The sequence below is a fragment of the Modestobacter sp. DSM 44400 genome (assembly GCF_900107175.1).
Classification (GTDB): Bacteria; Actinomycetota; Actinomycetes; order Mycobacteriales; family Geodermatophilaceae; genus Modestobacter.
On the sequence record NZ_FNOZ01000001.1, the window covers coordinates 396,971 to 413,045 of the forward strand.

Here is a 16,075-nt window from a genome sequence, read left to right on the forward strand (position 1 = left end):
CTCGCCCCGTCACAGCGCGGACTCCCCGAACCCGGTGGCGGCCAGCCAGCTGCGCAGCCACTGCATCATCTCGGTCCACGCGCCGGTGAGCAGCAGCAGACCGACCAGCACGAGCACCACGCCGCCGAACCGGGTGACCGTGCGGGCGTGCCGGCGCAGGAAGGACGTCGCACCCATCGCCCAGCGGGCCCCCATGGCCACCAGCACGAACGGAACGCCGAGGCCCAGGCAGTAGGCGACCGACAGCAGCGCACCGCGCGCCGCCGTCCCCTCGTTGACCGCCAGGGAGAAGACGGCGGCGAGCGTCGGGCCCAGGCACGGGGTCCAGCCCAGCCCGAACACGATGCCGAGCAGGGGCGCGCCGGCCAGACCCGCGGCCGGCCGGGCGCTCATCCGCTTGGTGCGCTGCAGCAGCGGGAGCCAGCCGAGGAAACCCAGCCCGACGACCACGGTGACCGTGCCGAAGACCCGGGTCAGCACGTCGTCGTACTGCAGGAGCAGCCGGCCCAGCCCGCCGAAGGCCGTGCCGGCGGCCACGAACACCGCGGTGAAACCGAGCACGAACAGCACCGCGCCGAGCACCATCCGCCCACGCGGGGAGCGCTCGTCGGTGATCTCCCGGACGGCGGTGGCGGTCGCGCCGGCACCGCCGACGGTGCCGGTACCGGTGCCGACGGGAACGTTGGCCGTCGTCCCGGCGCCCGTGCCGACCAGGCCGGTGACGTAGGAGAGATAGCCGGGCACCAGCGGCAGGACGCACGGCGAGGCGAAGCTGATCAGCCCCACCAGCGCGGCCACGGCGGCGGCCACGAGCAGCGGCCCGTCGGCGACCAGCCCGGCGAAGGTCTCCCCCACCTCAGTCCTCCCCCAGCGCCAGGTCAAGCACCGCGCGCAGGTCGTCCTGCTGCACCTCACCGGTGTACACCGCGGCGACCCGGCCCTCGCGGTCGAGCACGATCGTCGAGGGGATGGCGGTGGCCGGGTAGTCGCGGAAGGCCAGCGCGACCTCGCCCTTCGGGTCGAACAGCGAGGGGAACGTGACGCCCTTGCTCTCCACGAAGGCGGTCGCGAGCTGCTGCACGTCCTTGACGTTGAGCCCCAGGAACTGCACCCCGTCGTCCTGCACGTCGGCGTAGACCTCCTGGAACTGCGGCGTCTCCACCCGGCAGGGCGCGCACCACGAACCCCAGAAGTTCAGGACGGCGACGTCCCCGGCCAGCGAGGAGGAGTCGAAGTCCCCGCCGTCCAGCAGCGTGCCGGAGAACGCGGGTGCGGCGGCCCGCTCGCCGGCCGGGATGACCTTCCCGGCCGGGGTACCCGCGACGAACCGGAACTCCCCGCCGTTGGCGACGTCGACCGCCCCGGCGCCCGTGGTGCATCCCGCGAGCGCGCCGAGGGCAGCCAACACGAGCAGCGCCCTGCGCACCCCGGGACTACGCACCGGGCACCGCGTCCGGGTCGGTGGCCCCGGCGGGCTCGGCGTAGTCGATCCGGGTGAGCCGGTCGCCGATGTAGGTCAGCGAGGTGACGCTGGCCAGCCCGCACTCCCGCTTGCGGGGGTCGTGCAGGTAGCTGCGGCCCTCCAGGTGCAGGCGGAGGGTCCAGGTCGGCAGCTGGTGGCTGACACACACCGCGGCGTGCCCGCGGGCAGCGTCCCGGGCACTGGCGACCGCGCCGACCATCCGCGCGGCGATCTCGCGGTACGGCTCGCCCCACGACGGCAGCCACGGGTTGCGCAACCGCCACCAGTTGGCCGGTCGCCGCAGCGCGCCGTCACCGACACCGAAGGTCTTGCCCTCGAAGTCGTTGCCGGCCTCGATCAGCCGCTCGTCGGTGGCGATCGGCAGGTCGAGTGCCGCGGAGATCGGGGCGGCGGTCTGCTGGGCGCGCTCCAGCGGGCTGGCCACCAGGTAGGTGACGTCGCGGCCGCGGAACCACCCGGCGGTCGTCCGGGCCATGTCCTCCCCGCCGGGGGACAGCCGGTAACCGGGCAGCCGGCCGTAGAGGACGCCGGTCGGGTTGTGCACCTCGCCGTGCCGCATCACGTGGACGACGGTGGTCACCTGCCGGGCACATTGGCCACTTCGGCCGTCGGTCGGCTGGTCGTTCGAGGTCACGGGGACAGCTCCTGCGCGTCGTTGGCCGCTGCATCGCGGGCAGGCGACAGGGTCGGGTCGGCGGCCGCGGCGGCCCGGGCGGCGGCCGGCAGCGCAGCGAGCACGTGCTCGACCGCGGCGTCGTCCAGCGCGGCGCTGACGAACCAGGCCTCGTAGGCCGAGGGGGGCAGGTACACGCCGGAGGCGAGCATGGAGTGGAAGAAGGCGGTGTGCCGGGCGATGTCCTGGCTGCGGGCGTCGTCGTAGTCGCGCACCTGGCGCTCGTCGGGCACGAAGAAGACCGAGAACATCGAGCCGGCCTGCTGCATCCGGTGCTTCACCCCGGCCGCGAACAGCGCCGCACTGGCCGCACCGCGTAGCACGGCGGCCACCTCGTCGCAACGGGCGTAGACCTCCTCGGTGCACAGCCGCAGCGTGGTCAGCCCGGCGGCGACCGCGACCGGGTTCCCGGACAGCGTGCCGGCCTGGTAGACCGGCCCGGCCGGCGCGAGCTGCTCCATGACGTCGGCGCGGCCACCGAACGCCGCGGCCGGCAGCCCGCCGCCCATCACCTTGCCGAAGGTGAACAGGTCGGCCTCGACCGGCTCGAGCCCGTACCAACCGGAGCGGGACACCCGGAAGCCGGTCATCACCTCGTCGACGACCAGCAGCGCGCCGTGCGCGGCGGTGATCCGGCGCAGGTGGGCGTTGAACCCGTCCAGCGGCGGGACGACGCCCATGTTGCCGGGCGCGGCCTCGGTGATCACGCAGGCGATCCGGTCGCCCTTCTCGGCGAACACCGCCTCGACCGCGGCCACGTCGTTGTAGGGCAGGACGACGGTGTCCGCGGCGGCGCCGGTGGTGACGCCCGGGGTGTCGGGCAGGGCCAGTGTGGCGACGCCGGAGCCGGCCGAAACCAGTAGCGCGTCGACGTGGCCGTGGTAACACCCGGCGAACTTGACGACCAGCGGCCGGCCGGTGGCGCCCCGGGCCAGCCGGATCGCCGACAACACCGCCTCGGTGCCGGAGTTGACCAGCCGCACCCGCTCGACCGGTGCGACCCGCGAAGCGATCTCCTCGGCGAGCTCGACCTCGCCGCGGGTCGGGGTGCCGAAGCTGAAGCCGCGCCGCGCCGCGGCGGTGACGGCAGCGACGACCTCGGGCTGCGCGTGGCCCAGGATCATCGGGCCCCAGGAGGCGACCAGGTCGACGTAGCGACGGCCGTCGACGTCGGTCAGCCAGGCGCCGCTGCCCTCGGCCATGAAGCGCGGGGTGCCGCCGACGGCGCGGAAGGCCCGCACCGGGGAGTTGACCCCACCGGGGGTGATCCGGCCGGCCCTGTCGAACAGCTGCGCGGAGGCCGGGGCCTGGTAGGGGTACGGCGTCATCACGGAGTCAGTCTCCCTGCTCCACCTGTGGGGTGGCGGGGTGGGCGGCCAGGATCGCCTCGGTCAGCGCCCGCGGAACCCGGGTGGGGACGAGCAGGGTCTGCCCGTCGGTGCGCTTGAGCGGCAGCCCGGTGCGGCCCTTGGGCACCGACCAGCCCCCGCCGAGCACCGCGGCCCCGGCGTCCACGCCGGCGGTGCCGGCAACGACCCCGCGCAGGTGGGCGGCGTCCACCTCGGCCAGCGGCACCCGGTCGCGGCCGACGGTCAGCGCGGCGTCCTCGCCGCGGCCGTCGACCCGCACGGTCCAGATCCGGCGGGCGGACAGGCAGCCCGCGCCGACCCCGCCCAGCACCAGCGCGCCGAACAGCATCCAGAGCAACGCGGGGACGTCGGGACCGGGCAGCACGGCGTCGAGCACGAGCAGCACCGCCAGCGCCGCGGCGACCAGCCAGATCGACCGCCACGAGCCGCCCGGCTCGAGGTACGTCCCGTCGCCGGCCGCCGTCATGGGCGGGTCAGCGCAGCCAGCGGGCGGCCTCGACCGCCCAATACGTCAGCACCGACCCGGCACCCGCGCGGCGGATGGCGGTGAGCGTCTCCAGGATGGCCCGCTCGCGGTCGATCCAGCCGTTCGCCGCAGCAGCCTCGACCATCGCGTACTCACCGCTGACCTGGTACGCGCTGACCGGGACGTCGACGGCCTCGGCCACCCGGCTGACGATGTCCAGGTAGGGCAGCGCCGGCTTGACCATAACGGCGTCCGCGCCCTCCGCGAGGTCCTGCGCGACCTCGCGCAGTGCCTCATCGGCGTTGGGCGGGTCCATCTGGTACGTCGACCGGTCGCCGAACTGGGGCGCACCCTCGGCGGCCTCCCGGAAGGGGCCGTAGAAGCCGGAAGCGTACTTGGCCGCGTAGGCCAGGATCGGCGTCTCGGTGAACGCGGCGCTGTCCAGACCGGCCCGGATCGCGGCCACCTGGCCGTCCATCATCCCGCTGGGGGCGATCACGTGCGCCCCGGCCCGGGCCTGGGCGATCGCCACCGCGGCGTAGCGGTCCAGTGTCGGGTCGTTGTCGATGACGCCGGCCGGGGTGACCACCCCGCAGTGCCCGTGGTCGGTGTACTCGCACAGGCACAGGTCGGCCATCAGGACCAGCTCGTCGCCGAGGTCGGCGCGTAGCTGCTGCAGGGCGACGTTGACGACCCCGTCAGCGGCGTCTGCCTGAGAGCCGGCGGCGTCCTTCTCCGCCGGGATCCCGAACAGCATCAGCCCGCTGATGCCGGCCTCGGCGGCCTCGTGCGCGGCCTTGCGCAGCGAGTCCAGCGAGTGCTGCACGACGCCGGGCATGGAGTTGATCGGCACCGGATCGGGAATGTCCTGCTTGACGAAGACCGGCAGCACGAGGTCGGCCGGGGTCAGCCGGGTCTGCGCGGTCCAGCGGCGCATCGCCGGCGTCGAGCGCAGCCGCCGTCCGCGGGCGAACCCGGGGTTGGCACCCCCGCTGGTCACTTCTCGCCCTCCCCCTCGGCCTCGGCCCGGCGGGCCTCGGCGAAGGCGGCGAGCGCATCGACCAGCGGCCCGACGGCGGCGGTCTCCGGCTGGACGTCGACCCGCAAGCCGAACTCGGTGGCGCTGGCGGCGGTGGCCGGGCCGATCACCGAGACCACCGTGCGGGCATGCGGCTTGCCGGCGATGCCGACCAGGTTGCGCACCGTGGAGGAGGAGGTGAAGCAGACCGCGTCGAAGCCACCGCCCTTGATCGCCTCGCGGACCGCGGCGGCCGGCGGCGCAGCGCGCACGGTTCGGTAGGCGGTGACGTCGTCGATCTCCCAGCCGCGGTCCTTCAGGCCCGCGGCGAGGGTCTCGGTGGCGATGTCGGCACGGGGCAGCAGCACCCGGTCGATCGGGTCGAACACGTCGTCGTAGGGCGGGAAGTCAGCGAGCAGACCCTCGCTCGACTGCTCCCCGCTGGGCACGAGCTCGGGCACGATGCCCCACGAGCGGACGGCGTCGGCGGTCTGCTCGCCCACGCAGGCGACCTTGACCCCGGCGAAGGCGCGGGCGTCCAGGCCGAGCTCGGCGAACTTCTCCCGGACCGCCTTCACCGCGTTGGTCGAGGTGAACACGATCCAGCCGTACCGGCCGGTGACCAGGCCCTTGACGGCGCGGTCCATCTGGGCCGGGCTGCGCGGCGGCTCGACGGCGATGGTCGGCACCTCGACCGGGACGGCGCCGTAGGCGCGCAGCCGGTCGCTCATCTCGCCGGCCTGCTCCCGGGTGCGCGGCACCAGGACGCGCCAGCCGAACAGCGGGCGACTCTCCCACCACGACAGCTTGGCGCGCTTGTCGACCACGGCGCCGACGGTGGCCACGACGTTGCCGGACAACGCGTCCAGCCCGGCGGTCTTCTCGGCCACCGCGGACAGCTTCGCGACGACGCTCTTCTGCGCGGTGCCCGAGCCCTCGACGGTGACGACAACCTGGGTGTTGCCCGACAGGCCGCCCTCGACGAGCCCGGCGGCCACAGTGGGCAGCTGCTCGGCGGTGGCCTGCAGCACCAACGGGCTGCCGGTGCCGCTCGCGGCCGCGGCGAGCGCCCCGAGGTCGGGAGTCGCCTCCCCACCGGCCTGCGAGCGCAGGTCGGCCTGCACCGAGGCCGCCCCGATGGCCACGCCGGCGTACGCCGGCACGGCGGTGCCGACCGCGACGCCGGGCACGACGTCGAAGGGCACGCTGGTCCGGGTGACGGCCAGCGCCTCCTTCACCACTGCGTCGGTGGTGAAGGGGTCACCGGCGACCAGCCGGACGACGGTGCTGCCGTTCTTCGCCGCGGCCACGGCGTTCTTGGCCACCTCGGCCGGCTCGCCGCTCACCGTGGTGAGCTCGAGCTCCGGGTGCCGGTCCCGGAGCGCCTCGACGAGCGCGCCGGAGACGTCGGGGTCGGCCAGCACCAGGTCGGCGGCCGCCAGTGCGGCGCTCGCCCGGGCGGTGAGCAGCTCCGGGTCGCCGGGGCCGGCGCCGACGAAGACCACTCGGCCGGTCTGCTTGCGTGAGCGCGTCATCGCGTGCTCCTGTTCCTGCCCCCGGAGGGGGTCGCTGCGGGTGTGTCGGGACGGTGGGGGTGGTGGTGGGGGGCGCTCACCGGCTGGCCGCCTTCAGACCGGCTGGCCGCCATCAGAGAGGCGGCGCCGCGGTCGAGCAGTTCGTCGGCCAGGGCGCGCCCCAGCTCGACGGCGTCCGACGCGGCTCCGGACGCCGAACCGCGAACGCCGTCGCTGCCGTCGAGCGCGGTGACCGAGGCGCGGAGGTAGAGCTCAGCGGTGCCGTCCTCGGCCTCGGCGAGCTCGGCGTAGGCGGCCACCGGGGCGCTGCAGCCAGCCTCGAGGGCGGTCAGCACCGCACGCTCGGCGGCGACGCAGGCACGCGCGGCCGGGTCGTCGAGGGAGGCGAGCAGGTCGCGGACCCGGGTGTCGTCGGTCCGGCATTCCACGGCCAGGGCACCCTGCGCGGGGGCCGGCAGCACCTGGATCGGATCGAGCACCTCGGTCACCGCCGACAGCCGGCCAAGCCGGGAGAGACCGGCCCGGGCCAAGACCACGGCGTCCAGGTCACCGGGGCCGTCCCCGCGCCCGGCGACGCGTCCCATCCGGGTGTCGACGTTGCCGCGGATCGGCACCACGCACAGGCCCAGGCCGAGGGCCCGCAGCTGGGCCATCCGGCGCGGGGCGCCGGTGCCAATCTGGGCGCCGGGCGGGAGCTCGCCGAGGGTGAGTCCGTCGCGGGCGATCAGGACGTCGCGGGGGTCTTCGCGCGGCGGCACCGCGCCGATCGTCAGGCCGGGGGCGGGCATGGTGGGCAGGTCCTTGAAGCTGTGCACCGCCAGGTCGACGTCCCCGGCGAGCAGGGCGTCGCGCAGCGCGGTCACAAAGACGCCGGTACCGCCGAGCTGGCTGATCGCGGCCTGAGAGCGGTCGCCGTACGTGCTGACGTGGACGAGCTCGACCGGGACGCCACTGGCGGCGGTGAGCGCGTCGGCGACGTGCTGGGACTGGGTGAGCGCGAGCTGGCTGGCCCGGGTGCCCAGCCGCAGCGTCTGCCGTCGGACCTCGGTCTGCGTCACGAGACCTCCTCGCCGGCGCTGCGCAGGTCCAGCGCGGACAGCCGGGTGCCGGCCGGCAGCTCCGGGTCCACGGTGACCGCGTCGGACAACGTGGCGGTGTCGCCGGCGAGCCCCTCGCCGATGCCCAGGCCGAAGAGGGCCCGCAGCGCGTCGGCGTAGTCGGTGCCGCCCGGGACGCTGGCCAGCTCCTTCACCCGCACCGTCGGCTCGTGCAGCAGCTTGTCGACCACCCGGCGCACCGTGCGGGCGATCTCGCTGCGCGCGCGGGCGTCGAGGTCGGGCAGCCGGGTGGACAGCCGCAGCAGCTCGGCGTCGACGACCTCGGCGGCCTGGCTGCGCAGCGCGGAGACGGTGGGCGCCACCGCGGCGGCCTGCCGCTCGGCGCGCAGCAGCGAGGTCTCCAGCTCGACCAGGGCATACGCGGCGGCGACGTCGTCGGCGGCGACGGAACCGGCGACCGGACGCCGGGGGTGCGCGGCCCCCTCGCCCTGCAGCATCGCCAGGTCGACCACGTGCACGCCGGGCAGGCCGGCGACCGCGGCCTCGACGTCGCGGGGCAGTGCCAGGTCCACGATGGCCAGCGGCCGGCCCTCGCGGCCGGCCATCGCCGCGGTGACGACCTCAGTGCCGATGACGGTGCCAGTCGCGCCGGTGCAGGTGACGAGCACGTCGGCGGCGGCCAGCTCGGCCGGCAGCTGCTCCAGGTCGGCCTGGTGGCCGCCGATGGACTCCGCGAGCCGGGAAGCGCTGGCCGGCGTCCGGCTGCTGACGGTGACCTCGGCGCCACGGCGGGCCAGCGTGGTGGCGGCGAGTGCGCCCATGGACCCGGCGCCGACCACGAGCACCGGGCGCCCGGCCAGCTCGCCGAGCAGGTCGGTCACCCGGTCGAGGGCGACCGAGACGAGCGACGCGCCGGCCTTGTCGATGCCGGTCTCGGCGTGCACCCGCTTGCCCACGCGCAGCGCGCGCTGGGCGATCGGGTGCAGCTCGCGTCCGACGGTGCCCTCCGCCTGAGCGAGGGCGTAGGCCGACCGGAGCTGGCCGAGGACCTGGGTCTCCCCCACGACCATCGAGTCCAGGCCGGCGGCGACGGTGCACAGGTGGCCGATCGCCTGATCCTCGTAGTGGACCGTGACGTAGGGCGAGAGCTCCTCGACGGTCGCGCCGGCGTGCCGGGCGAGCACCCGGCTGACGTCGGTGACCCCGCCGTGGAAGCGGTCGACCTCGGCGAAGATTTCCACCCGGTTGCAGGTGGCCAGCACGATGACCTCGCTGACGTGGTCGCTGTCGAGCAGTTCGTGCAGCGCCTTGACGGTGTCGTCGCCGCTCATGCTGACCTGCTCGAGAAGGGCGACCGGCGCGGTCTGGTGGCTGATGCCGACGGCGAGCAGGCTCATCGACCTACCTCCGGTGCAGGAGCGGAGCGCCTCATCGCTGCGCTCCCAGTGCCGCGGGGACCGGCACGGTCACCGGCGGGCGGCCACCGTCACGCTGTTGGTCCAGGAAGGCCAGCACCTGCAGCTCCACGGACAGGTCCACCTTCCGGACGTCGACGCCCCCGGGGACCGTCAACGCCACCGGAGCGAAGTTCAAGATGCTCCTCACCCCGGCGGCGACCAGCCGGTCACAGACCGACTGGGCGACCTCGGCCGGTGTCGTGATGACCCCGATGGCCGCCTCGGTGTCGGCGACGACGCTCTCCAGGTCCGCGATCGGGCGGACCGTGCAGCCGCCGACCCGGTCGCCGACCCGCTCCGGGTCGGCGTCCAGCAGGCCGACGAACTGGAAGCCCCGGCTGGCGAAGCCGGCGTAGTCGGCCAGCGCCGCTCCGAGCCGGCCGATGCCGACCAGCACGCAGGGCCGGGACCGCTCCCCGCCCAGCGCCGCGGTCAGCCGCTCCCGCAGGCCGGACACCGAGTACCCGACGCCCCGCACACCGCAGGGGCCCAGGTAGGACAGATCCTTGCGCAGGCCTGCGGGGTTGACCCCGGCGGCAGCGGCCAGCTCGCCGGAGGACACGTGGCCGCAGCCGTCGCCGGCGAGGCCGGCCAGCACCCGGAGGTACACGGCCAGCCGGGCAACGGTGGCCTCCGGGATGATCCGGGGCCGCGACTCAGTCACCAGCAGACTCCACAGCGATCCGAACACGGCCCGGCGGGTCGCCGGGGCGTTCGGGAGACTTCGACGGCGCGGGCGCGGCTGGCCCGGCAATGCCACGGTAACCGCTTGTGAACGCAGGTACAAAGTCGCCGACCGCGCCCACGCAGGTCGAGCGGTCACGCTGTGTCCGACGACACCCTGAGGATGCCCTTCCGCCGGTGTTCAGGCGGTGCCGAGGTCCCTGCGCAGCCGGTCGACGTCGACGGTGAAGTAGCTGTGCTCGCGACCGTCGAGCAGGACCACCGGCACCCGGTCGCCGTACTCGGTGCGCAGCTCGTCCTCGGCGTCCACGTCGACCAGCTGCGGGGTGAGGCCCGCCTCGGCGCCCAGCCGGGTCACCGTCTCGGCGGCCACCTCGCACAGGTGACAGCCGGCCCGGGTGAGCAGTTGCAGCCGCGCCTCAGACATCGGAGGTCTTCCCGCCGTCCTGCTGCTCGGCGGCGGCCGCCGCGGCCGCGGCCCGCTCCAGCCCCAGTTCGCGCAGCCGGGCGCGGCTGACCTTGCCAGCCAGCGAGTGCGGCAGCTCGGTGACGAAGTGCACGCCGGTGGGCACCTTGAACCGGGCGAGCGACGCGGCGGCGTGCTCGCGCAGCTCGGCGTCGGTGACGGTGGCTTCCGGCGTCCGGACGACGACGGCGTGCACCGCCTCACCGGTGCGGGCGTCGGGCACCCCGATGACCGCGCTCTCGGCCACGCCGGGATGGGTGTCGAGCACCCGCTCCACCTCTCCGGGGTAGACGTTGAAGCCGCTGACCAGCACCAGGTCGCGGCGCCGGTCGACCAGCCGGAGGTCACCGTCGGCGTCGCGGTAGGCGATGTCCCCGGTCAGCAGCCAGCCGTCGGCGTCCGGCCCGTCGGCGCCGTCGGGCCAGTACCCGGCGAACAGGTTGGGGCCGCGGGCGCACAGCTCGCCGGCGGAGTCGGGGTCGTCGTCGCCGAACGGGTCGCCGAAGACGTCGTTGCGGACCCGGCTGCCCGGGTCGGGCCCGGCGGCCGGCCCGCCCGCGGTGTCCCGCAGGACCAGCTCCACACCCGGCAGCGGACCCCCGATGCACTCCGGCTTGGCGCGGCCGGTGGCCAGCGTGCTGGCCAGGACCGGCGAGGCCTCGGTGAGCCCGTAGCCCTCCCAGACCGTCACGGCGGCCCGGTCCCGCATGCCGGCGAAGACCTCACCAGGCAGCGGCGCCGCGCCACAGGACGCCATGTGCACGGCGGCGAACGCGCGGCGCAGGGCGGCGTCGCTGCCCGCGGCGGTGGCCGAGGCCAGCCAGGCGGCGTACATCGGTGGCGCCCCCGGGACGGCGGTGACCTCCTCCTCGGCCATCAGCCGCAGGGCCGCCACCGGGTCGAACTCCTCCACCAGCAGGGCGCACGCACCGGTGGCCGCGACCAGGCCCAGCCCGGCGTTGAAGCCGTAGACGTGGAACAGCGGCAGGACGAGCAGCACCCGGTCACCGGCGCGCACCGGAGGCGGCTCCATCGTCAGACACTGCCGCTGGTTGGCCAGCAGCGCGGCATGGGTCAGCATCGCGCCGCGCGGCCGGCCCGTCGTCCCGCTCGTGTACGCCAGCAGGGCCAGGACCTGCGGGTCGTCCGGAGCTGCCGGCGGCGGGCCGTCGCCCGCGGGCGGACCGGCGCAGACCGGCACGCCGGCGATCGGGACGCGCCCCGGAGCGGCCACCAGCAGCCGGGCGCCGGAATCGGTGAGCAGGTGGCTGACCTCGGGGTCGGTGTAGGCGGTGTTGACCGGGACGACGACCAGCCCAGCGCGCATCGCCCCGACCGTGGCCACCACCCAGTCGACGCCGTTGCGGAGCTGCACGGCCACCCGGTCGCCGGCCGACAGCCCCTCCGCCGCGTAGCCGGCGGCCGCGCGGTCGACCAGCGCGTCGAGCTCGGCCCAGTTGAGCCGCCGCTCGCCGTGTACCAGCGCGGGGGCCGCTCCGGCCCGTTCCGCGGCGCGACGGACGAGGCCGTCGAAGGTCCGGGCGTTCCCCTCGGGCGCGCCAGCGGTCACCGGTACCTCCAGGAGTGCGCGGCCGACGGGGCCACGCGTGGACGCAGCGGCACGATGTTGTCACCATGGGCTCCGGCCCGCAGCGTGCGTCGTTCGCGCGGTGGTCCGAGCCGGGGGCTCGGGGGGCGGACAAGGAGGTCGATACCGCATGACCCGTCCGCGGCCCGTGGCGTCCCGGGCTGCCTCGGACACGTCGGAGCGGGGGACGATCCGGCCGGTACCCACCCCCCGGGTGGGTCCGCAGGCGCCCGCCGGTCGGCGGCCCAGCCCGCGGCCGCGGCCGGCCCCCGAGGCCGGGCCCGCGCCGGCGCCCGACCCGTCCCCGGCGGTCGTCGAGCCGCAGCCGGCTGAGGTCGCCGCCGACGACGCCGAGCAGGTCGCGGTCTGGGAGCTGGTCCGCCGCGCCCAGACCGGTGACGCGGAGGGCTTCGGTCAGCTCTACGACCGCTACGTCGACGTGGTGTTCCGGTTCCTCTACCACCGGGTCGGTGACTCGGCGACGGCCGAGGACTTCACCAGCGAGACCTTCGTCCGCGCGCTGCGCCGGATCGACTCGCTGACCTTCCAGGGCCGCGACGTCGGCGCCTGGCTGATCACGATCGCCCGCAACATCGTGCTCGACCACGTGAAGAGCAGCCGGTACCGGCTGGAGGTCACTACGGCCGACATGCGGGACGCCGACCGGGCCACCGACGGCCCCGAGGACGCCGTCCTGCAGGGCCTCACCAACGCCGAACTCCTCGCCGGGGTCGCCCAGCTGTCCGACGAGCAGCGCGAGTGCGTGGTGCTGCGGTTCCTGCAGGACCTGTCGGTGGCCGAGACAGCCGCCGCGATGGGCAAGAAGGACGGCGCGGTCAAGGCGCTGCAGCACCGGGCCGTGCGGCGGCTGGCCACCCTGCTGCCGGAGGGGCTGCTGTGACCGCCGGGCCGGCTGGTGTCCCCGCGCCGGTAATTACCGGCCGGTACCCCGTAACGACGGGAACGCCGCGTCGTTGACCCACCGAACGGCGCACTCCGCAACTCGCGGCGGCACCGGTGGACCGGGCAGGAGCCCGGCCGGAGGACGGCGAGGACCGGGGGAGCACGGTGAGGCTGCGGCACCACAGAGCGACCGGCCGCTCCGGCTGCGCGGTCGAGGACGCGCTGCTCGACCGGCTGTGCGCCCTGTCCACCGAACTGGCCGCCCGGCCCGACGAGGTGTACCGGGCCGCCGCCCGTAGCCGTCTGGTCGCCATGGCCGCGGTCCGCACGCCGGAGACTGGGGCTGTCCGTCGTCCACAGAGCTCGCCCGGCGTGCTCCGCCGACTGCTCGCGCCCAGCTCCGAAGTCGCCCACCGGCGGAGTCGGCTCACGGCCGGCCTGACCGGTGCCGCGCTCACCGTCACCGCGCTCGGGGGAATGCTCGCCGTCGCCCAGGACGCCCGCCCCGGCGACCTGCTCTACGGCCTCAAGGTCGGCAGTGAGCACACCCGGCTGGCGCTGGCCAGCGACTCCACCCGTGGGCTCACGCTGCTCAACTTCGCCACCATCCGGCTGGAGGAGCTCACCGAGCTCGCCCGGGCCGACGCCTCGGCGCTGCCCGCGGCCGGCGTCCCCTCCTCCGGTGGGCAGACGCTGCTCGCGGCCGGTCCGGACGTCGCGGTGGTCGTCGACACCCTCGGCACCATGGACGACCAGACCACCAAGGGCACCTGGTGGTTCACCACCCAGGCGGTGCGGTCCCCCGATCCCGCGGCCCTCAGCACGCTGATCGGCTGGGCGCGCGGGCAGTCGACCGGGCTGGCCGATCTCGGCACCTCGATCCCGGCCAGTGCCGAGCAGGCGTTCACCGCGTCCGCCGACCTGATCGCCGCCGTCGCCACGCGCGGTGTCGCGCTGGAGGAGGCGGTGACCTGCGCGAGCGGGCCGGCCGTCGACGGCACCGACGACCTGGGACCGGTGCCCGCGCCCTGCCCGCCGCCGGCCGTGCCGTCCGGCACCACGGCGCCGACCGCCCCCGGCACGGGCAGCACCGGCAGCACGGCCGCCATCCCGACGACCGACGTCGTCCCACCGGGTGCGGCCGGGCTGCCCAGCCTTCCCGCGCCCTCCTCGGGAGACAGCCTGCCGGTGTCCGGCGGCGGAGCCGCGACCACCCCGGCGCTCCCCGGCAGCGGCGGCAGCCTGCCGGCACCGCCCAGCATCGGCGTCCCCGGCTCGGGCGGCCTGCCACTGCCGCCGCTGCCCACCGGCACGGCCACGTCGACGACCCCGCCGCTCATCCAGATCCCGCTGCCGGTGGTGCCCCCGCGGTCCACGCCGGTGTGCATCGGGGCGATCTGCATCGGGGCCTAGGACGGCGGCACTAGGGTCGGGCCGGGGGCCCCGGCTGCCCCCGGTCCCGTCGCCGTAGCCCCTGGGGTGCACAGAATGGTGAGAGTGCGCTTCCGCGGCAGGTCGGCGCGGATGCCGTCCGACCTGGTCGACGAGGAGACGCGCGCCCAGGTCGCCGGCGAGGCGTCGGCCGCCGCCGCGGAGACCGACGTGGCCGCCGCCCCGGCGCCGGACCGCACCGCGGCGGCGTTCTTCGATGTCGACAACACGATGATGATGGGCGCCTCGCTGTTCTGGTTCGCCCGCGGACTGGCCGCCCGCGAGTACTTCACCGGTCGTGACGTCGCCTCGTTCGTCTGGCAGCAGGCCAAGTTCCGGGTCGCGGGCACCGAGAGCAGCATCGACATGCACACCGTGCGCGACAACGCGCTCGCCTTCGTCGCCGGCCGCCCGGTCGAGGAGATCGAGCAGGCCAGTGAGGAGATCTACGACGAGTTGATGGCCGACCGCATCTGGTCAGGCACCCGACTGCTCGCCCAGCAACACCTCGACGCCGGTCAGCGGGTCTGGCTGGTCACCGCCACCCCGGTCGAGCTGGCCTCGATCATCGCCCACCGGCTCGGCCTGACCGGCGCCCTCGGCACGGTCGCCGAGGTGGTCGACGGGCGATTCACCGGCCGGCTGGTCGGCGAGCTCATGCACGGCGAGGCCAAGGCGCGGGCGGTGCGTGCCCTCGCCGAGCGGGAGTGCCTGGAACTCTCCCGGTGCACCGCCTACAGCGACTCCACCAACGACCTGCCCATGCTCACCGAGGTCGGCACCGCGGTGGCCGTGAACCCCGACTCCGAGTTGCGGTCGGTGGCGCGCTCCCGGGGATGGCAGGTCAAGGACTTCCGAACCGGCCGCAAGGTGGCCAGGATCGGCGTCCCCACCATGGGCGTGGCGGCGCTGTCCGGCGGCGTCGTCGGCGGCCTGGTCGCGTTGCGGCGTCGCAACCGCTGGCCGTTCTGAGCTGGACGGCCTCGCTGCAGGGGCCCGCGCCGAGCGTGCGAGGCGTGGGGGGCAGCGAGGTCCTTCAACTGAAGACTGAGCGGCGCTCGAGCAGCAGTCGATACAGCGAGTGCTGGATGGTCTCGCGGACCTGGTCGGTGAGGTTGAACACCACCATCGGGTCGTCGGCAGCGGCGGGGCCGTAGGACGCCGTCTCGATCGGCTCGCCGAAGGCGATGAACCACTTCGAGGGCAAGGGGACCGCGCCGAGCAGGCCCAGCAGCGGGAATGTCGGGGTGATCGGGAAGTACGGCAGTCCGAGCAGCCGGGCAACGGTCTTGGCGTTGCCGATCATCGGGTAGATCTCCTCCGCCCCGACGATCGCGCAGGGCACGATCGGCGACCCGGTGCGCAGTGCCGCCGTGACGAACCCGCCCCGTCCGAAGCGCTGCAGCGTGTACCGCTCGCTGAACGGCTTGCCCACGCCTTTGAAGCCCTCGGGGAAGACCCCGACCAGCTCTCCGGCCCCCAGCAGGCGCTCGGCGTCCTCGTTGCAGGCCAGCGTGGTGCCCATCTTGCGGGCCATCGACCCCAGCACCGGCAGCTGGAACACCAGGTCGGCGCCCAACAGTCGCAGCCGCCGGGACGCCGGGTGCTCGTCGTGCAGCGCCACCGTCGCCATCAGCGCGTCGACCGGGATCGTGCCGGAGTGGTTGGCCACCACCAGGGCGCCGCCGGTGTCGGGCACGTTGTCCAGGCCTTGGGTCTCCACCCGGAACCACCGGGAGAACAACGGCCGCAGCGCCGGCAGCAGCACGTGGTCGGTGAGGTCGGCATCGAAGCCGAACTCGTCGGTGTCGTAGTCGCCGGTCAGTCGGCCGCGCAGGAACTCCAGCGCCCCGGCCAGCTGCTCGTCCCAGTCCGCCGAGGAGGGCGGCCCCGGTGACTCGTCGTCCTCGGGTCGTAGTGGGATCACCCGCGCCTCAGGCACC

The 16,075-nt window shown here is 74.9% G+C and carries 16 protein-coding genes; 3 read left to right on the forward strand and 13 right to left on the reverse strand.

Features of this window, described 5'->3' with window-relative positions; genetic code table 11:
• Positions 1–9: 9 nt before the first annotated feature.
• The 12 genes from BLW04_RS01985 to BLW04_RS02040 all read right to left on the reverse strand — a co-directional run bounded on the left by BLW04_RS01985 (position 10) and on the right by BLW04_RS02040 (position 11,780).
• Positions 10–855: a cytochrome c biogenesis CcdA family protein gene (locus tag BLW04_RS01985; RefSeq protein WP_091536600.1), complete on the reverse strand. Its 846-nt coding sequence runs from the start codon at positions 853–855 to the stop codon at positions 10–12.
• Between the two features lies 1 nt (position 856).
• Entirely contained in the window at positions 857–1,441 is a 585-nt protein-coding gene (locus tag BLW04_RS01990; RefSeq protein ID WP_254780945.1) for a TlpA family protein disulfide reductase, read from the reverse strand.
• A complete protein-coding gene (locus BLW04_RS01995; RefSeq protein WP_254780946.1) occupies positions 1,434–2,063 on the reverse strand; it encodes a histidine phosphatase family protein in 630 nt (209 codons plus the stop codon). Before BLW04_RS01995 ends, BLW04_RS01990 begins: the two co-directional genes overlap by 8 nt.
• A gap of 50 nt (positions 2,064–2,113) precedes the next feature.
• Positions 2,114–3,484 (reverse strand): glutamate-1-semialdehyde 2,1-aminomutase, encoded by a 1,371-nt coding sequence (hemL, locus tag BLW04_RS02000; RefSeq protein WP_091536605.1) that lies wholly within the window; start codon positions 3,482–3,484, stop codon positions 2,114–2,116.
• Between the two features lie 7 nt (positions 3,485–3,491).
• The gene (locus BLW04_RS02005) at positions 3,492–3,992 is read right to left on the reverse strand and encodes a hypothetical protein (RefSeq protein WP_091536608.1); all 501 of its coding nucleotides are present in this window, start codon (positions 3,990–3,992) and stop codon (positions 3,492–3,494) included.
• Between the two features lie 7 nt (positions 3,993–3,999).
• Entirely contained in the window at positions 4,000–4,992 is a 993-nt protein-coding gene (hemB, locus tag BLW04_RS02010) for a porphobilinogen synthase (protein ID WP_091536611.1), read from the reverse strand.
• Positions 4,989–6,545, reverse strand: coding sequence for a uroporphyrinogen-III synthase (locus BLW04_RS02015; protein WP_091536614.1), 1,557 nt, complete (start codon positions 6,543–6,545; stop codon positions 4,989–4,991). Before BLW04_RS02015 ends, hemB begins: the two co-directional genes overlap by 4 nt.
• Positions 6,542–7,603 carry a hydroxymethylbilane synthase gene (gene hemC, locus BLW04_RS02020; protein WP_217630786.1) on the reverse strand — a complete coding sequence of 354 codons (1,062 nt, stop codon included), beginning with the start codon at positions 7,601–7,603 and terminating at the stop codon, positions 6,542–6,544. Before hemC ends, BLW04_RS02015 begins: the two co-directional genes overlap by 4 nt.
• Complete coding sequence (locus BLW04_RS02025) at positions 7,600–9,000, reverse strand: glutamyl-tRNA reductase (RefSeq protein WP_091536616.1); 1,401 nt, start codon at positions 8,998–9,000, stop codon at positions 7,600–7,602. The genes hemC and BLW04_RS02025 overlap by 4 nt, the downstream gene beginning before the upstream one ends.
• 31 nt (positions 9,001–9,031) lie before the next feature.
• Positions 9,032–9,724, reverse strand: coding sequence for a redox-sensing transcriptional repressor Rex (locus tag BLW04_RS02030; RefSeq protein ID WP_091536867.1), 693 nt, complete (start codon positions 9,722–9,724; stop codon positions 9,032–9,034).
• Positions 9,725–9,925: 201 nt separating this feature from the next.
• A complete protein-coding gene (locus BLW04_RS02035) occupies positions 9,926–10,171 on the reverse strand; it encodes a glutaredoxin family protein (RefSeq protein WP_091536619.1) in 246 nt (81 codons plus the stop codon).
• On the reverse strand, positions 10,164–11,780 hold the full coding sequence (locus BLW04_RS02040; protein WP_175483852.1) for an AMP-binding protein: 1,617 nt from the start codon (positions 11,778–11,780) through the stop codon (positions 10,164–10,166). Before BLW04_RS02040 ends, BLW04_RS02035 begins: the two co-directional genes overlap by 8 nt.
• A gap of 148 nt (positions 11,781–11,928) precedes the next feature.
• On the opposite strand from BLW04_RS02040, the gene BLW04_RS02045 reads away from it, so the two are divergent.
• The 3 genes from BLW04_RS02045 (at position 11,929) to BLW04_RS02055 (ending at position 15,104) form a co-directional block, all read left to right on the forward strand.
• Complete coding sequence (locus BLW04_RS02045; protein WP_091536624.1) at positions 11,929–12,699, forward strand: sigma-70 family RNA polymerase sigma factor; 771 nt, start codon at positions 11,929–11,931, stop codon at positions 12,697–12,699.
• A gap of 167 nt (positions 12,700–12,866) precedes the next feature.
• Positions 12,867–14,114, forward strand: a complete 1,248-nt coding sequence (locus BLW04_RS02050; protein WP_091536627.1) for a hypothetical protein — start codon at positions 12,867–12,869, stop codon at positions 14,112–14,114.
• A 111-nt stretch (positions 14,115–14,225) separates the two neighbouring features.
• Positions 14,226–15,104, forward strand: a complete 879-nt coding sequence (locus BLW04_RS02055) for an HAD family hydrolase (protein WP_254780947.1) — start codon at positions 14,226–14,228, stop codon at positions 15,102–15,104.
• A 64-nt stretch (positions 15,105–15,168) separates the two neighbouring features.
• Here BLW04_RS02055 and BLW04_RS02060 read toward each other — a convergent pair whose 3' ends face one another.
• Positions 15,169–16,074 carry a lysophospholipid acyltransferase family protein gene (locus tag BLW04_RS02060; protein WP_091536632.1) on the reverse strand — a complete coding sequence of 302 codons (906 nt, stop codon included), beginning with the start codon at positions 16,072–16,074 and terminating at the stop codon, positions 15,169–15,171.
• Position 16,075: the final 1 nt, after the last annotated feature.

Excerpts from the sequence above, each read along its gene's own strand:
- BLW04_RS02055 (WP_254780947.1), top strand. The coding sequence starts at position 14,226 with ATGCCGTCCGACCTGGTCGACGAGGAGACGCGCGCCCAGGTCGCCGGC.
- BLW04_RS02015 (WP_091536614.1), bottom strand. The coding sequence starts at position 6,545 with ATGACGCGCTCACGCAAGCAGACCGGCCGAGTGGTCTTCGTCGGCGCC.
- BLW04_RS02005 (WP_091536608.1), bottom strand. The coding sequence starts at position 3,992 with ATGACGGCGGCCGGCGACGGGACGTACCTCGAGCCGGGCGGCTCGTGG.
- BLW04_RS02035 (WP_091536619.1), bottom strand. The coding sequence starts at position 10,171 with ATGTCTGAGGCGCGGCTGCAACTGCTCACCCGGGCCGGCTGTCACCTG.
- hemL (WP_091536605.1), bottom strand. The coding sequence starts at position 3,484 with ATGACGCCGTACCCCTACCAGGCCCCGGCCTCCGCGCAGCTGTTCGAC.
- BLW04_RS02025 (WP_091536616.1), bottom strand. The coding sequence starts at position 9,000 with ATGAGCCTGCTCGCCGTCGGCATCAGCCACCAGACCGCGCCGGTCGCC.
- BLW04_RS02045 (WP_091536624.1), top strand. The coding sequence starts at position 11,929 with ATGACCCGTCCGCGGCCCGTGGCGTCCCGGGCTGCCTCGGACACGTCG.